We start from the raw sequence: 16,910 nt of genomic DNA, 5'->3' as shown, positions 1-16,910 counted from the left end.
TCACTCCTGCCCGAGGTCACGGTGGACGACGAAGGTGGCGACGTCGTTCGACGAGAGCCGCGAGGCCAGCGCCTCGGCGAGGGCCACCGACCGGTGCTTGCCCCCCGTGCAGCCCACGGCGAGGGTGACGTAGCGCCGGTTCTCGCGCAGGTACCCCGCGATGACCGGACGCAGCATGGTGTCGACGCCGTCGATGAACTCGCGCGCACCGGGCTGGCTGAGCACGAACTCGGCGACCTGGGCCTCCCGCCCGGTGTGCTGGCGCAGCTCGGGCACCCAGTGCGGGTTGGGCAGGAAGCGCATGTCGAGGACGAAGTCGGCGTCGAGCGGGACCCCGTACTTGAACCCGAAGGACAGCACCGCCATGCGCAACCGCTCCGAGGAGTCCTCGACGAAGAGCGGGCTGATCTTGCGGCTCAGCTGGTGGACGTTCAGGCCCGAGGTGTCGATGACCGTCTCGGCACTCGCCCGCACGCCCGCGAGGACCTCCCGCTCGCGGATGATCGCGTCGAGCAGCCGGCCCTTGCCCTGCAGCGGGTGCGGCCGGCGCACGCTCTCGAAGCGCCGCACGAGCGACTCGTTGGTCGCCTCGAGGAAGACGAGGTGGGTGGTCCACCCCCGCTCCCGCAGCATCGTGAGGGCCTGGGTCAGGGTGTCGAAACCCTGGGCGCGCACGTCGAGGACGATGCCGATGCGCACCGGGGGCTCGCTCGCGGCGATGTCCTCGCCCCGGCTCACCCCGAGACGCAGCAGCTCCGGGAGCAGGCTGACCGGCAGGTTGTCGATGACGTACCAGCCGTGGTCCTCCATGACGTTGCCGACCGTCGAGCGGCCGGCTCCGCTCATCCCGGTGACGACGACGACCTCCGGGACCCAGTCGCTCTCGGCCGCCGCGGCGGTGTCGGTCTCGTTCACTGGGTTCCTCCTGCGTCGTCGAGCACCTCACCGGTGGTGAGGTTCACGGCCGGCGTGGTCGTCGTCCCGGCCAACTCTGCCGCAATCCGCTCCGCGAGGGCAGGTCCGATCCCGGATGTGGTCGCCAGCTCCTCCGCCGACGCCGCCCGGATCCGCTTGACGGAGCCGAACCTGGCGAGCAGGGCGGCCCGGCGGGCCTCGCCGAGACCGGGGATGCCGTCGAGCGCGCTGCGTGTCATCGACTTGCTGCGCCGCTCACGGTGGAAGGTGTTGGCGAAGCGGTGCGCCTCGTCGCGCAGGCGTTGCAGGAGGTAGAGGGCCTCGCTCGTGCGGGCGAGGATCACGGGATGCTCGTCCCCGGGGACCCAGACCTCCTCGAGCCGCTTGGCCAGGCCGACGACGGCGACGTCGTCGACGCCGAGCTCGTCGAGCACCTGCTGGGCGGCCGCGACCTGCGGGGCCCCGCCGTCGACGACGACGAGGTTGGGCGGGTAGGCGAAGCGGCGCACCTCACCGGTCTCGGGATCGGTCGCGTCGCGCTCGCGGTCCTTGAGGTGGCGGGCGAAGCGGCGCGAGAGGACCTCGTGCATGGCCGCGGTGTCATCGGTGCGTCCGTCGACGTCACCCCGGACGATGAAGCGCCGGTACTCCCCCTTGCGCACCAACCCGTCCTCGAAGACGACCATCGAGCCCACGACGTCGCTGCCCTGCACGTGGCTGATGTCGTAGCCCTCGATGCGCAGGGGCGCGTCGTCGAGGCCGAGCGCCTCCTGCAGCTCCTGCAGGGCCTGGCTGCGCGCCGTGAGGTCACCGGCCCGGGCCACCTTGTGCCGGGCGAGGGACTGCTCGGCGTTGCGGGCCACGGTCTCCATGAGTGCGCGCTTGTCGCCGCGCTGCGGGACACGCAGGTCCACGGAGCTGCCACGACGCTCGGTCAGCCAGGCCGCCACCTGCGCGGCGTCCGGGGGCACGACGGGGACGAGCACCTCACGGGGCACGGCCTCTCCCCCTTCGCCGCCGTAGACCTGCTGGAGGAGGTGCTCGACGACCTCCGGGAGGTCCTCGGCCGCCTTCTCCGCGACCCAGCCCCGCTGGCCCCGGATGCGGCCGCCACGGACGTGGAAGACCTGGATGGCGACCTCGAGCTCGTCGTCGGCCAGGGCGAAGACGTCGGCGTCGGTGCCGTCAGGCAGGACGACCGCGGACTTCTCGAGGGCCTTGGTGAGCGCCGCGACGTCGTCACGCAGGCGGGCGGCCTGCTCGAAGTCGAGCTCGGCGGCCGCCTCCTTCATCCGCCGCTCGAGCCGCCGCACGAACCGGGCGGTGTCCCCGGCGAGGAAGTCGCACAGCTCCAGCGCGAGCGCGCGGTGCTCCTCCGGGGTGACGCGGCCGACGCACGGCGCCGAGCACTTGTCGATGTACCCGAGGAGGCAGGGGCGGCCGGACTGCTCGGCCCGCTTGAAGACGCCCTTGCTGCACGTGCGCACGGGGAAGACCCGCAGGAGCAGGTCGAGCGTCTCGCGGATCGCCCAGGCATGGGTGTACGGGCCGAAGTAGCGCGTGCCCTTGCGCTTGGCGCCGCGCAGCACCTGCGCGCGGGGGAACTCCTCGCCGAGGGTCACCGCGAGGTAGGGGTAGGACTTGTCGTCGCGGTACTTGACGTTGAAGCGGGGGTCGAACTCCTTGATCCACGCGTACTCGAGCTGGAGCGCCTCGACCTCGGTCGCGACGACGGTCCACTCGACCCGGGCGCCGGTGCGCACCATCCGCGAGGTGCGCGGGTGCAGCGCGGAGATGTCCTGGAAGTACGAGGAGAGCCGCGAGCGCAGGGACTTGGCCTTGCCGACGTAGATGACCCGCCCGTGCTCGTCGAGGAAGCGGTACACGCCCGGATCGGTCGGGATGGACCCCGGGGCGGGTCGGTAGGTCGCCGGATCTGCCACCCCCCGAGCCTATGAGACGGTCACGTCAGCGCCCTCGACGGTCGCCGTCCTCGCCGTGAGGCCGGTCGTCGCGGGCCCCTGCGTCACCGCCCCGGTCGCCGGGTCGAAGCGGCTGCCGTGGCACGGGCACTCGATGGCCTCGGCGGTCACGCCGGCCACCGCGCAACCCTGGTGCGGGCACCTGGCGTCGAAGGCCCTGAACTCGCCGGCGCTCGGCTGGGTGACGACGACGTCGTCACGCACGACGCCTCCCCCTTCGGGCACGTCGGCGACCGGGATGCTCACGCGACCCGTGCCGCCTCCGCCGGTCTCGCCGGCCGCGGAGCCGTCACCCCCGCAGGCGGCGAGCAGACCGGCACCACCGGTCGCGGCGAGGGACATGGCGGTGCGTCGCGTCGTGCTCATCTCAGAGCCCTTCCGAAGGGGGATCGGTCCGGCCCCCGATCCTGCCACCGGGGTCCGTGGGTCACCACGGTGATGACCACTTGGTAACGAGCGAGTCACGGTCTTGCGATGTGGGACACATCACGGCCTCCGCAGGCCTACATTCCCTGCACAGCCCGCAGCACCAGAGTTGCGCGCCGAGGCCGCACGGCCGCACATCCCAGCACCAGGAGGACACGTGATCAGGCGTTCCGTCATCTCAACGGGAGCGACGATGCTCGTCGCGACCATGGCCCTGTCGGCTTGCGGCACCCGCGGCGACAGCGGCGGCTCCGACGGCTCCGGCGACTCGGGCGGTGACAAGAAGGTCGTGAAGATCGGTGTCGTCGCGCCGTTGTCCGGCGACCTCTCCGCCCTGGGCCTCGGCATCCAGCACTCGGTCGAGCTCGCGGCCGACCAGGCGAACCAGTCCGGCGACCTCGGCGACTGGCAGATCGAGGTCGTCCCCGAGGACGACGAGGGCAAGCCCGAGGTCGGCAAGAACGCTGCCTCCAAGCTGGCCTCGGACAACGAGGTCATCGGCGTCGTCGGCACGCTGAACTCGTCCGTCGCCGGCCCGGTGCAGCCGATCCTCGACAAGGCGAAGATCACGATGGTCTCGCCCGCCAACACCAACCCGACGCTCACCCGCGGGGCCAAGCCGGAGGACTCCCCGGAGCGGGTCTACGCCAGCTACTTCCGCGTCTGCACCACCGACAGCATCCAGGGGCCCTTCGCCGCCCGGTACCTCTACGAGAAGGCCGGCATCAAGGAGATCGCGACCGTCCACGACAAGAAGACCTACGGCCAGGGTCTCGTCGAGGCCTTCACCAAGGAGTACGAGAAGCTCGGCGGCAAGGTCGTCGCCTCCGAGACGATCAACCCCGACGAGGACAAGTACGACGCCGTCGTCTCCTCCCTCAAGGCCAAGAAGCCCAAGGCCGTCTACTACGGCGGGGAGTACCCCCAGGGCGCACCCCTGAGCCAGCAGCTCAAGGCCGGCGGTCTCGACATCCCGCTCATGGGCGGTGACGGCATCTTCTCGCCGGAGTTCATCAAGCTCGCCGGCAAGGGCTCCGACGGCGACCTCGCCACCTCGGTCGGCGCCCCGACCGAGAGCCTGGACGCCGGCAAGAAGTTCCTGGAGGACTACGAGGCCGCCGGCTACAGCGACCCGGCCGAGGCCTACGGCGCCTACGCCTACGACGCGGGCCAGTCGATCATCGAGGCGATGAAGGTCTCGCTCAAGGACGCCTCCAGCGTGGAGGAGGCCCGCCAGGCCACCATCGACGCGATGAAGGACGTCTCCTTCGACGGGGTGACCGGCAAGGTCGCCTTCGACGAGTACGGCGACAACACCACGCGGGTCCTCACCGTCTACGAGGTCAAGGGCGGCAAGTGGACGGACGTGAACACCGAGGAGTTCAAGTGATCGACCTGATCTGACCGTCCCCGGTCAGGTCATCCGGTGGGGTGGGGACGCGGCTTCGCATCCTCACCCCACCGCTGAGATCCCCCTTCGTCACATCCCCTCGACGCACGTGGTGGACGCACGACCTGCGTCCACGCCCCAGGAGGACACGTGGAACAAGTCGCCCAGCAGATCGTCAACGGTCTGACCATCGGGTCCCTGTACGCCCTGATCGCCGTCGGCTACACCGTCGTCTACGGCATCATCCAGCTCATCAACTTCGCGCACGGCGAGATCTTCATGATCGGCGCCTTCGGCGCGCTCTCGACCTCGCTGGTCCTCTTCCCCGGGCAGACGGCCCTGTGGACCCTGCCGCTCATCCTCCTCGGCGCCGTCGCGGCCTCGGTCCTCGTGGCGGTGCTCATGGAGCGCGTGGCCTACCGGCCGCTGCGCAACGCGCCCCGTCTGGCACCGCTCATCACGGCCATCGGTATCTCGGTCTTCCTGCAGGAGCTCGTCCGCGTCGGGTACAACGACCCGACGCTCTTCATCTCCTCGGTCAACCCCTTCGACTTCCCCTCCGCGAAGCAGAAGGTCGTCTTCCCCCAGGTCGACGGCATCTCCGGTGAGGCCTTCACCCTCGGCAGCGTCACGCTGCAGCGGCCGGCGCTGTTCACGATCGCCTGCCTCGTCATCAGCGCCGTCGGGCTCTGGTACTACATCAACCGCACGCGCACGGGCCGCGCGATGCAGGCCGTCTCGCAGGACCCCGACACCGCGCGCCTCATGGGCATCAACGTCGACCGGATGATCGTCACGGCCTTCGCCGTCGGCGCCGCGCTCGCCGCCGTCGCCGGAGTCGCGTACGGCCTGCAGACGACCAACATCAACTTCAAGATGGGCTTCATCTACGGCCTCAAGGCCTTCACCGCTGCCGTGCTCGGGGGCATCGGCAACATCCAGGGCGCGGTCGTCGGTGGCCTCGTCCTGGGTGTCCTCGAGTCGATGGCCATCCAGTACCTGCCCGGCGGATCGCCGTGGAAGGACATCTGGGCCTTCTCGATCCTCATCCTCGTCCTCGTCTTCCGACCCCAAGGCATCATGGGTGCAAAGGTGGTGGACCGCGCATGAAGTCGCCGTCCCAGAACCCCCGTCTCGCAGCGCCGCTCGCGGTCGCCGGCTCCGTCCTGCTCATCGTCTCCGGTTTCCTGTCGTGGAGCTTCGAGCCCCTCTTCGGTGACATCTCCGTCCGCTTCTGGCCGGTCACCCTGCAGGTCTACGCGATCGTCATCGGCCTCGTCTCGCTCGTGCTGGCGCTCGTCGTGCTGGGTCCCCTGCGTCGGTGGGCCGAGCACATCGACGCCGGCCGCGGGCTGCGCACCATCGGCGTCACCGGCGCGATCTTCTCCGTGGTCTCGCTGGGAGCCATCTCCTTCGAGTCCGGTGGCCTGATCAACGCCAACGAAGGGGTGTGGGTCGCCGTCGTCGGCGGGCTGCTCGTCGCCGTCGCCGGCTTCATGACGCCCGAGCGCAAGGTCCTCGACCCGGCCGCGCTCGCGCTGCCCGCCTGGGTGGAGATCCTGACCATCGCGGCCCTGCTCGGCATCGCGCTCTACACGGCGCAGTACGCCCTGAAGCAGCAGGAGCCGTGGGTGCTCGTCCTGCTCGTCGGCATGCTCATCGGCGTGACGCTCACCTTCACGCGCTCGAACATGGCGGCGTGGATCGGTGGCGTGACCCTGCGCCACCGGCGCGTCTTCACGCTCGCGACCTTCGCGGTGGCGCTCGCCTTCCCCTTCACCCAGGGCGGCTCCGAGGGCAACCTGACGATCGCCGGCAATGTGCTGATCTTCGCGGCGACCGCGCTCGGCCTCAACATCGTCGTCGGCCTCGCCGGCCTCCTCGACCTCGGCTACATCGCCTTCCTCGGCGCCGGTGCCTACGTCGGGGCCACGATGTCGTACTCCGCCTTCGCGACGATCGGGTGGAAGCCCCCCTTCCTCGTCGTGATGCTCATCGGCGGTCTCGTCTCGAGCATCCTGGGTCTGATCATCGGCTCGCCGACCCTGCGCGTCTCCGGCGACTACCTCGCCATCGTCACGCTCGCCTTCGGTGAGATCTTCCGTCTGGCGATGTTCAACCTCGACGGCACCTCCGGCCCGCTCATCACGCGGGGGTCCAACGGCATCAACGCCATCCCGGACCTGGACTTCTTCGGATTCAACTTCGGCGACACGCACACCATCCTCGGTATCGAGATCCCGCGTGCGGGCAACTACTACTTCGTGCTCATCGCGCTCATCGTCTTCGTGATCGTCGTCTTCACCCACCTGAACAACTCCCGCATCGGGCGCGGGTGGGTTGCGATCCGTGAGGACGAGCGCGCTGCGGAGGCCATGGGCGTCAACGTCTTCGGGCTCAAGCTGCTCGCCTTCGCCGGGGGCGCCTCGCTGGCCGGCATGGCCGGCACGGTCAAGGCCCACATGGACCAGGCGGTCTCCCCGGACAGCTACATCTTCCTCGAGTCCGCCTTCCTGCTCGCTGCCGTCGTCCTCGGCGGCATGGGCACGGTCGGCGGTGTGCTCATCGGCGCCGCGATCCTGAAGTTCCTCCCGGAGAAGCTGCGCTTCCTCGAGGACTACCGCCTCCTGATGTTCGGGCTCGTGCTCGTCGTCATGATGCGCGTGCGTCCCGAGGGCCTCGTCGCCAGCAAGCGTCGCCAGCTGGAGTTCCACGAGGACGACGAGGACCTGGCCGAGACAGTGGTCATCAACGAGCTGGAGGCAGCCAAGTGAGCACCGCAACCACCACTCCCCCGACCGCGGAGTCGCAGGCAGCGCCGGGGGTCATCCTCGACGCCCGCAACGTCACGATGCGCTTCGGTGGTCTCGTCGCCGTCGACGACGTCTCGATGGACGTTCGCGAGGGTGAGATCGTCGGGCTCATCGGCCCCAACGGCGCCGGGAAGACGACCTTCTTCAACTGCCTCACCGGCATGTACAAGCCGACCGAGGGCGAGGTGGCGCTCTTCGGCACGCAGATCCCTCCGAAGCCGCGCGCCGTCGTCCGCGCAGGCATGGCACGCACCTTCCAGAACATCCGGCTCTTCGGCAACATGACCGCGCTGGAGAACGTCATGGTGGGTCGCTTCTGCCGGACCTCCTCGGGAGCCTTCACCTCGATCATCCGGGGCCCGAAGTTCCGTCGCGAGGAGCGCGAGACGACCGACCGTGCCCAGGAGCTGCTCGACTACGTCGGCCTCGGGCGCAGCGCGCACCTGCTCGCGCGCAACATGCCCTACGGCGACCAGCGTCGCCTCGAGATCGCGCGTGCCCTGGCAACCGATCCCAAGGTCCTGCTGCTCGACGAGCCGACGGCCGGAATGAACCCCAAGGAGACCGAGCAGGCCATGGAGCTGATCTTCAAGATCCGCGACTCGGGCCTGGCCGTCGTCGTCATCGAGCACGACATGCGGTTCATCTTCAACCTCTGCGACCGGGTGCTCTGCCTCGTGCGGGGCCAGGTGCTCGTCGAGGGCACGCCCGGGGAGGTCCAGTCCGATCCCCGCGTCATCGAGGCCTACATCGGCGTCGCGGACGACGAGGACGAGGAGGTGGCCGCACTCGACGTCGACACGACCTTCAGCGCGACCACGGACGAGGAGGAGGGCCGATGAGCGCGATGCTCGAGGTCGATGACCTGGAGGTCTCCTACGGCAAGATCGTCGCCGTGAAGGGGATCTCCTTCACCGTCGACGAGGGGGAGGTCGTCACCCTCATCGGTACCAACGGTGCGGGCAAGACGACCACCCTCCGCACCATCTCCGGCCTGCTGCGGCCGAGCAGCGGCGAGGTGCGCTTCAAGGGCCAGCGCATCGACCAGCTGCCCGCGCACCAGATCGTCACGCTGGGGCTGGCCCACTCGCCCGAGGGGCGGCGGATCTTCCCGAAGATGACCGTCGAGGAGAACCTGCGCCTGGGCGCCTTCGCCCGCCGCGACAGGGGCGTCGACAAGGACATCCAGGCCGCCTTCGAGCTCTTCCCGATCCTCGGGGAGCGCCGCTCGCAACCTGCCGGCACCTTCTCCGGCGGGGAGCAGCAGATGCTCGCCATGGGGCGCGCGATGCTCTCCCGGCCGAAGCTGCTCATGCTCGACGAGCCCTCGATGGGGCTCTCGCCGATCATGATGAAGCGGATCATGTCGACCGTGAAGACGCTCCAGGCGCAGGGCACGACGATCCTCCTCGTCGAGCAGAACGCGCGGGCGGCGCTCAAGCTGGCCAACCAGGGCTATGTCCTCGAGGTCGGCAAGATCGTCACCCAGGGCACCGGTGCGGAGCTGCTGACGAGCGACGAGGTCCGCAAGGCCTACCTCGGCGAGGACTGACCCCCGGCACGTCCGGACGGCGAGGGATGGGGCGGCCGGCCCCCACCCCTCGCCGTTCGCGTCAGCCCGCCTTCTTCGCACGGCGGGCCGCCGCGCTCGCCGCACTCGAGACGGACTTCTTGGCCGGCGCGGTCTTCTTCGTCGCGGTGACCTTCGTCCCCTTCGTGGCCGCGGTCCTGCGGGCCGCGGTCTTCTTCGCGGAGGCCGACTTCTTCGTGGCCGCTCCCTTCGCCGCGGGGGCCGGGTCGGCCTCGTCGACGACGAGCTCGCCGACGACGGGCGAGACCGACGAGGAGGCGAGCACCGGGGCGAGGAACTGCCCCGTGAAGGAGCGTGGCACGGCTGCGACCTGCTCCGGGCTGCCGCTCGCGACCACCTGGCCACCGCCCGACCCGCCCTCGGGACCCATGTCGACGACGTAGTCGGCGCACTTGATCACGTCGAGGTTGTGCTCGATGACCAGGACCGAGTTGCCCTTGTCGACCAGGCCCTGGAGCACGAGCAGCAGCTTGCGGATGTCCTCGAAGTGCAGGCCGGTCGTCGGCTCGTCGAGCACGTAGATCGTGCGCCCGTTGGACCGTTTCTGCAGCTCGGCCGCGAGCTTGACCCGCTGCGCCTCACCGCCCGAGAGGGTCGTCGCCGGCTGCCCGAGGCGCACGTAGCCCAGGCCGACAGCGTTGAGGGTCTTCATGTGGCGGGCGATCGCCGGGACGGCCGCGAAGAAGTCCTCGGCCTCCTCGATCGGCATGTCGAGGACCTCGGCGATGTTCTTGCCCTTGAAGTGCACCTCGAGGGTCTCCCGGTTGTACCGGGCGCCGTGGCAGACCTCGCACGGGACGTAGACGTCCGGCAGGAAGTTCATCTCGATCTTCAGCGTGCCGTCACCGGAGCACGCGTCGCAGCGCCCGCCCTTGACGTTGAAGGAGAACCGGCCCGGCTGGTACCCGCGCACCTTCGCCTCGCTCGTCTGGGCGAAGAGCTTGCGGACGTGGTCGAAGACCCCGGTGTACGTCGCCGGGTTGGACCGCGGCGTGCGACCGATGGGGCTCTGATCGACGTGCACGACCTTGTCGAGGTGCTCGAGGCCGGTCACCGTCTTGTGCCGACCCGGCACCCGGCGGGCGCCGTTGAGCTTGTTGGCCATGACGTTGTAGAGGATGTCGTTGACGAGGGTCGACTTGCCGGACCCGGACACGCCCGTCACCGCGACGAAGTTGCCCAGCGGGAAGCTGACGTCGATGCCGGCGAGGTTGTGCTCCTTGGCTCCCTTGACCGTGACCTCGCGCGCGGGGTCCTGCGGTCGGCGCACGGCCGGGACCGGGATCTCGAGGTCGCCGGAGAGGTAGCGGCCGGTCACCGAGCGCTCGCTCGTCAGCAGGTCGGCGAGCGGCCCGGAGTGGACGACATGACCGCCGTGCTCCCCCGCTCCCGGGCCGATGTCGACGACCCAGTCCGAGGCGGCGATGGTGTCCTCGTCGTGCTCGACGACGATCAGTGTGTTGCCGAGGTCGCGCAGCCGGGTCAGCGTCTCGATGAGCCGGTGGTTGTCGCGCTGGTGCAGACCGATGCTCGGCTCGTCGAGCACGTAGAGCACGCCCACCAGGCCCGAGCCGATCTGCGTGGCCAGCCGGATGCGTTGCGCCTCGCCACCGGAGAGCGTGCCCGCGGCCCGCGAGAGGGAGAGGTACTCCAGGCCCACGTCGAGGAGGAAGCCCAGCCGTGCGTTGATCTCCTTGATGACCTGCTCGGCGATCTGCCGCTCACGCTCGCTGAAGTCGACGGTGTCGAGGAACCCGGCCGCCTCGCGGATCGAGAGCGAGGAGACGTCGGCGATGCTCTGCCCACCGACGAGGACGGCGAGGGACTCCGGCTTCAGGCGGGTCCCCCGGCACGTCGGGCACGGGATCTCGCGCATGTACCCCTCGTACTTCTCCCGGCTCCAGTCCGACTCGGTCTCGGTGTGCCGGCGCTTGATGAAGGGGATGACCCCCTCGAAGCCGGTGCTGTAGGAGCGCTCCCGCCCGAAGCGGTTGCGGTACTTGACGTGCACCTTGTGGTTGCGTCCGTGCAGGAGCGCCTCGCGGGCGCGGCTCGGCAGCGCCCGCCACGGCGTGTCCATGTCGAAGCCGAGGTCGTCGCCGAGCGCCGACATCGTGCGCTGGAAGTACTGGGCCGACTGGGTCCCCTGCGCCCAGGGCGCGATGGCCCCCTCCGCGAGCGTCAGGTCGTCGTCGGGGACGACGAGCTCCGCGTCGACCTCGAGCTCCGTCCCCAGGCCCGTGCAGACCGGGCAGGCGCCGAAGGGGGAGTTGAAGGAGAAGGACCGCGGCTCGATCTCGTCGATGTTGAGCGGGTGGTCGTTGGGGCAGGCCATCGTCTCGGAGTAGCGGCGCTGACGCTGCGGGTCGTCCTCGTCGAGGTCGACGAAGTCGATGACGAGCACGCCCCCGGCGAGCCCGAGGGCGGTCTCCACGGAGTCGGTGACCCGCTGCTTCGCGGCCCGGTCCTCCTCCCCCTTCGCCACGAGGCGGTCGACGACGACGTCGATGGTGTGCTTGACCTGCTTCTCCAGCGTCGGCGGCTCCGCGAGCGAGACGACCTCCCCGTCCACGCGGGCCCGGCTGTAGCCCTTGGTCCGCAGCTCGGAGAAGAGGTCGACGAACTCGCCCTTACGGGCGCGCACGACCGGCGCCAGGACCTGGAAGCGGGTGCGCTCGGGCAGCTCGAGGAGCCGGTCGACGATCTGCTGCGGGCTCTGACGGGTGATCGCCTCGCCGCAGACCGGGCAGTGCGGCCGACCGACGCGGGCGAAGAGCAGACGCAGGTAGTCGTGGACCTCGGTGATCGTGCCCACGGTCGATCGGGGGTTGCGGTTCGTCGACTTCTGGTCGATGGACACCGCGGGCGACAGCCCCTCGATGAAGTCGACGTCCGGCTTGTCCATCTGGCCGAGGAACTGCCGCGCGTAGGCCGACAGGGACTCGACGTACCGGCGCTGCCCCTCGGCGAAGATCGTGTCGAAGGCCAGCGACGACTTGCCCGACCCCGACAGCCCGGTGAAGACCACCAGGGAGTCGCGTGGGATGTCGACATGGATGTTCTTGAGGTTGTGCTCGCGGGCCCCCTGGACGACGATCCGGTCGTGCAGGCGGGAGCCGGCGGCCTTGGCAACAGTCACGCACCCAACCTTAGGCGGGACCACCGACAGCGCTCTCCCCCCTTCGCCGGACGGGCCGAAGCAGGGCCTAGCCTGAGCGGATGACGACACCGATCGAGGACTATGCCGCCATCGGCGACACCGAGACCGCCGCCCTGGTGTCCAAGGGGGGCTCGGTCGACTGGCTCTGCCTGCCGCGCTTCGACTCCTCGTCGTGCTTCACCGCGCTGCTCGGCACCCCCGAGCACGGCCGGTGGCTCATCGGCCCGGTCGGCGAGGCGACGACGACCCGCGCCTACCGCGGCGACTCCTTCATCCTCGAGACCACCCACCGCACCGCCACCGGGGCGGTCAAGGTGACCGATCTCATGCCCCTCGGCGACGGGCGCGCGGACCTCGTCCGCGTCGTCGAGGGCCTCGAGGGCGAGGTCGAGATGCGCCAGGAGTGGGTCGTGCGCTTCGGCTACGGCCGGATCCGCCCGTGGGTGGCGCACTCCCCCGGCCACGAGCAGGACCGCGAGGTCATCACCGCCATCGCCGGCAACGACATGCTCGTCCTGCGCGGCTCCCGGCTGCCCGTGCCCGAGGGCGACCACCACCGCGACCGGTGGACCGTGCGCGCGGGCGAGCACTACAACTTCTCCACGACGTGGTTCGCCTCCTACAAGCCGATCCCCCCGCCGCTCGACATCCGCTCACGCATCGAGGCGACGTACCAGCGCTCGGCGCAGTGGGGTGCCCGCTGCACCTACGAGGGGCCGTACCAGGACGAGGTCGTGCGCTCGCTGCTCACCCTGCGCCTGCTCACCGACACGCGCCGGGGCGGCATCGTCGCAGCGGTCACCACGAGCCTGCCCGAGGACTTCGGCGGCGAGCGCAACTGGGACTACCGCTACTGCTGGCTGCGCGACGCCTCGCTCACCCTCGAGGCGCTGCTCAAGTCGGGCTACGTCGGCGCGGTCAAGCTGTGGCGGGACTGGCTCGTGCGCGCGATCGCCGGCGACCCGGAGGACATGCAGATCATGTACGCGGTCGACGGCGGGCGGGAGCTGCCCGAGCGCGAGCTCGACCACCTCCCCGGGTACGCGGGCAGCCGTCCCGTGCGCATCGGCAACGGTGCCGTCGACCAGAAGCAGACCGATGTCCTCGGCGAGGTGATGATCGCGCTCGAGGACGCCCGCGCCCAGGGCCTGACCGAGTCGCCCCAGTCGTGGGCCGTCCAGCGCGCCCTCGTCAACAACCTCGCCACGCACTGGCAGGACGCGGACAACGGCCTGTGGGAGATCCGCGGACCGCTGCGCCACTTCACCCACTCGCGGGTGATGGTGTGGGCCGCCTTCGACCGCGCCATCCGGGCGGTCGAGCTCCACGGGTACGAAGGGGAGGTCGAGACCTGGCGCGACCTGCGCGAGCGGGTGCGCGCGGACGTGCTCGAGCACGGGTGGGACGAGGACCGGCAGAGCTTCACCCAGCACTACGACACCACCGAGGTCGACGCCTCGCTGCTGCTCATCCCGATGGTCGGGTTCCTGCCCCCGGACGACCCGCGGGTCCTCGGGACGATCGCCGCCGTCGAGCGCGACCTCCTGCGCGACGGGTACCTCCTGCGCTACCGCACGGAGTCGGGCGTCGACGGCCTCGCCGGTGACGAGCACCCCTTCCTCGCCTGCTCCTGGTGGCTGGTGAGCGCCTACGCCCTCACCGGGCAGCTCGACAAGGGGCACGCCCTCATGGCCCGCCTGTGCGGGTTGCTCAACGACGTCGGTCTCGTCGCCGAGGAGTACGACGTCAGGGGCCGGCGGCAGGCGGGCAACTTCCCGCAGGCCTTCAGCCACCTCGCCCTGATCGGCGCCGCCTACGCGCTGCGTGATGCCGACGCCGCCGCGGCCCGTGGCGAGCACCCCAGGACGGACGACACAGCGACCCCCGTGCACCCCGTTGAAGGAGCGATCTCATGACCGACACCTACGACCCCGACGTCACCCCGGGCGGCCCCTGGTCCACCCGGGAGCTGGCCCACCTGACGATCCGCAAGCTCTCCGTGTCCGAGATGCACAACAACGTCTACCTGCTCACCTGCCGGGCGAGCGGTGCCCAGCTGCTCATCGACGCCGCCGACGAGGCCGACCGCATCCGCGAGCTCGTCGCCGCGGGCGGGACGGACCTCGGCCACCTCGTGACGACGCACCAGCACTGGGACCACGTCCGCGCCCTGGCGGAGATCACTGCGGAGTACTCCCCCGAGACGTACGCCGGCGAGGACGACGCCGACGCGCTGCCCCTGGCGCCGGCCCACCGTCTGGCGCACGGGGACACGATCACCTTCGGCGAGGCCACGCTGGCCGTGACGCACCTTCGGGGGCACACCCCGGGATCGGTGGCACTCGCGTACGACGACCCCGAGGGCCATGTCCACCTCTTCACGGGCGACAGTCTCTTCCCGGGCGGGGTGGGCAACACCAAGATGGAGGGCCAGAGCTTCGAGTCGCTGTACGCCGACGTCACCCAGCGGGTCTTCGACGTGTACGACGACGACACGTGGGTCTACCCCGGCCACGGCTCGGACACGACGCTCGGAAGGGAGCGGCCCCACCTCCAGGAGTGGCGCGAGCGGGGCTGGTGAGCACGGGGGCCCGACGGGCCGGCTGGGGTTGACGGGACGACGCCCGGCCCTCCACACTGCTCACCAGCGGGCTGGGTTACCCATCAGTAACCCTGAGTTCTCCCGGTGACCCGAGCGTGATCGACCCCGACGGCAAGGACGCGGCTGGCCATGAACGACTCCCCCCTGATCTCGATCGGTCTGCCGATCGCCCTGGCGATCATCATGTTCGGCCTCGGCCTGTCCCTGACCGTCGGCGACTTCCGTCGGGTCGCACGATCGCCCAAGGCCGTCGTCGTGGCCCTCGTGCTGCAGGTGCTCGTCCTTCCGCTCGTCGCCTTCGGGCTGGTCATCGCCTTCGACGTCGACCCCCTGCTCGCGGTGGGCGTGATGCTGCTCGCCGCCTCGCCGGGCGGGACGACGGCCAACCTCTTCAGCCACCTCTTCCATGGGGACGTCGCCCTCAACATCACGCTGACGGCCGTCAACTCGGTGCTGGCGGTGGTCAGCATCCCCGTCATCACCAACCTCGCGATCGGCTGGTTCGAGGCCGACGGAGAGCTCGGCCTCCAGGTCGGCAAGGTCCTCCAGGTCATCGCCATCGTCCTCGTCCCCGTCGGCCTGGGCATGGTGGTGCGCCATCGCTCGCAGGCCTTCGCCGTCCGGGCCGACCGCCCGGTCCGCATCTTCTCGATCAGCGTCCTCGTCGTGGTCGCCGTCGGCGCCCTCGTCGGCGAGCGCGACGACGTCGCCGGCTACCTCGAGCAGCTCGGCCTCGTGACCGCACTCTTCTGCCTCGCCAGCCTGACCATCGGCTACCTCGGCGCCCGGCTGATGCGTCTGGACGACCGGCAGGCGATCGCCACCTCGATGGAGGTCGGCATCCACAACACGACGATCGCCCTGACCATCGCCCTCAGCGTGCTGGGCAGCACCGAGGTCGCGATCGCGGCCGCCATCTACTCGATCTTCATGTACCTGTTCGCGCCGGTCTTCGGCCTCGTGATCAGCCGTGACGTGCGCGCCCGACGCGCCACGACGCCGCAGCTCGTCGACTGACGACCTCGTCCGGGGCGGCGCCGGCCGCCTGCGTCTCGTCGGCCTCCGGGACGAGACAGGTAGGTGGCCCCGGGGCCGAAGACTAGGGTGACGCCGTGAGTCGTGTCGATGCCGTCCCAGCGCCCTTCCTCGTCCTCGCGGGAGTGCTCTCGGTGCAGTTCGGCGGGGCGCTCGCGGCCACCCTCGTCCCGGAGATCGGCGCGGCCGGCTCGGTCATCCTGCGGCTCGGCTTCGCGACGGCGATCCTCCTGCTCGTCGCCCGGCCGCGCTGGCGCGGCCACACCCGCCGGGACTGGGCGACGGTCACGTGCTTCGGTGCCGCGCTCGGGATGATGAACTTCGCCTTCTACGGCTCGCTCGGTCACCTGCCGATCGGCGTCGCCGTGACGATCGAGTTCGTCGGGCCCCTGGCGCTCGCTGCCGTCCTCTCGCGCCGCCCGCGCGACCTCCTCGCGGTCGGCGCCGCGGGGGTCGGGGTCGTCCTGATCTCCCGGGCCCTGAGCATCCCCCTCGACGAGCTCGAGGGCACGGGCATCGCGCTCGCCCTCGCGGCGGGTGCCTGCTGGGCCGGGTACATCGTCTTCTCCGGCCGGACCGGAGCGGCCTTCCCCAAGCTGGAGGGGCTCGCCCTCGCCATGGTCGTCGCGACGCTCCTGGTCCTCCCCTTCGGCCTGCTCGACGTCGCCCGGCACGGGACCGGCGCCTGGGACGCCGAGGTGCTGCTCAAGGGGCTGGGCATCGCCGTCCTCTCGTCCGTCCTGCCCTACTCCCTCGAGCTCTTCGCCCTCCGACGGCTCGCGCCCGCGGTCTTCGGCATCCTGCTCAGCCTCGAGCCCGCCGTGGCGGCGCTCGCCGGGTTGCTCGTGCTCGGCCAGCGCCTCGACCCCGTGCAGCTCGGCGGGATGACGCTCGTGGTCCTGGCGAGCATCCTCGTCCTCGGCCTGGGTCAGCGCACCCCCGCCACCGAGCTGCCCGTCTGAGGAGATGACGAAGGGGGTCGGTCACCGCGGCGTG

The 16,910-nt window shown here is 70.3% G+C and carries 13 protein-coding genes; 9 read left to right on the top strand and 4 right to left on the bottom strand.

Going from position 1 to position 16,910, the window contains the following annotated elements; genetic code table 11:
- Genes rapZ through JT1_RS04590 form a run of 3 tightly spaced genes read right to left on the bottom strand, consistent with a single transcriptional unit; the run spans position 1 to position 3,263 of the window.
- Positions 1-915 (bottom strand): RNase adapter RapZ, encoded by a 915-nt coding sequence (gene rapZ / locus JT1_RS04600; protein WP_068323786.1) that lies wholly within the window; start codon positions 913-915, stop codon positions 1-3.
- Entirely contained in the window at positions 912-2,858 is a 1,947-nt protein-coding gene (gene uvrC / locus JT1_RS04595; RefSeq protein WP_068323783.1) for an excinuclease ABC subunit UvrC, read from the bottom strand. The genes rapZ and uvrC overlap by 4 nt, the downstream gene beginning before the upstream one ends.
- 9 nt (positions 2,859-2,867) lie before the next feature.
- Positions 2,868-3,263 carry a Rieske (2Fe-2S) protein gene (locus JT1_RS04590; RefSeq protein ID WP_068323780.1) on the bottom strand — a complete coding sequence of 132 codons (396 nt, stop codon included), beginning with the start codon at positions 3,261-3,263 and terminating at the stop codon, positions 2,868-2,870.
- A gap of 253 nt (positions 3,264-3,516) precedes the next feature.
- On the opposite strand from JT1_RS04590, the gene JT1_RS04585 reads away from it, so the two are divergent.
- From JT1_RS04585 to JT1_RS04565, 5 genes are all read left to right on the top strand, one after another.
- Positions 3,517-4,713, top strand: a complete 1,197-nt coding sequence (locus JT1_RS04585) for a branched-chain amino acid ABC transporter substrate-binding protein (protein ID WP_245634668.1) — start codon at positions 3,517-3,519, stop codon at positions 4,711-4,713.
- A 150-nt stretch (positions 4,714-4,863) separates the two neighbouring features.
- Positions 4,864-5,823, top strand: coding sequence for a branched-chain amino acid ABC transporter permease (locus tag JT1_RS04580; protein ID WP_068323774.1), 960 nt, complete (start codon positions 4,864-4,866; stop codon positions 5,821-5,823).
- Complete coding sequence (locus tag JT1_RS04575) at positions 5,820-7,487, top strand: branched-chain amino acid ABC transporter permease (protein WP_068323772.1); 1,668 nt, start codon at positions 5,820-5,822, stop codon at positions 7,485-7,487. Before JT1_RS04580 ends, JT1_RS04575 begins: the two co-directional genes overlap by 4 nt.
- The gene (locus tag JT1_RS04570) at positions 7,484-8,368 is read left to right on the top strand and encodes an ABC transporter ATP-binding protein (RefSeq protein ID WP_068323770.1); all 885 of its coding nucleotides are present in this window, start codon (positions 7,484-7,486) and stop codon (positions 8,366-8,368) included. Before JT1_RS04575 ends, JT1_RS04570 begins: the two co-directional genes overlap by 4 nt.
- Positions 8,369-8,373: 5 nt before the next feature.
- Positions 8,374-9,078: an ABC transporter ATP-binding protein gene (locus JT1_RS04565; RefSeq protein ID WP_245634671.1), complete on the top strand. Its 705-nt coding sequence runs from the start codon at positions 8,374-8,376 to the stop codon at positions 9,076-9,078.
- 61 nt (positions 9,079-9,139) lie between these two features.
- Here JT1_RS04565 and uvrA read toward each other — a convergent pair whose 3' ends face one another.
- Positions 9,140-12,256, bottom strand: coding sequence for an excinuclease ABC subunit UvrA (uvrA, locus tag JT1_RS04560; protein WP_068323764.1), 3,117 nt, complete (start codon positions 12,254-12,256; stop codon positions 9,140-9,142).
- A gap of 80 nt (positions 12,257-12,336) precedes the next feature.
- Between uvrA and JT1_RS04555 the strand changes: the two genes are divergently transcribed.
- The 4 genes from JT1_RS04555 (at position 12,337) to JT1_RS04540 (ending at position 16,876) form a co-directional block, all read left to right on the top strand.
- Positions 12,337-14,193 carry a glycoside hydrolase family 15 protein gene (locus JT1_RS04555; RefSeq protein WP_068323761.1) on the top strand — a complete coding sequence of 619 codons (1,857 nt, stop codon included), beginning with the start codon at positions 12,337-12,339 and terminating at the stop codon, positions 14,191-14,193.
- Positions 14,190-14,858, top strand: a complete 669-nt coding sequence (locus JT1_RS04550) for an MBL fold metallo-hydrolase (RefSeq protein ID WP_068323759.1) — start codon at positions 14,190-14,192, stop codon at positions 14,856-14,858. The genes JT1_RS04555 and JT1_RS04550 overlap by 4 nt, the downstream gene beginning before the upstream one ends.
- A 150-nt stretch (positions 14,859-15,008) precedes the next feature.
- Positions 15,009-15,896 (top strand): bile acid:sodium symporter family protein, encoded by an 888-nt coding sequence (locus tag JT1_RS04545; protein WP_068323753.1) that lies wholly within the window; start codon positions 15,009-15,011, stop codon positions 15,894-15,896.
- A 95-nt stretch (positions 15,897-15,991) separates the two neighbouring features.
- The gene (locus tag JT1_RS04540) at positions 15,992-16,876 is read left to right on the top strand and encodes an EamA family transporter (protein ID WP_068323749.1); all 885 of its coding nucleotides are present in this window, start codon (positions 15,992-15,994) and stop codon (positions 16,874-16,876) included.
- The last annotated feature ends 34 nt before the right edge of the window (positions 16,877-16,910 follow it).

It is taken from the genome of Janibacter terrae NBRC 107853, from assembly GCF_001591405.1.
GTDB lineage: Bacteria > Actinomycetota > Actinomycetes > Actinomycetales > Dermatophilaceae > Janibacter > Janibacter terrae.
This window is presented reverse-complemented; position numbering and strand designations above follow the sequence as displayed.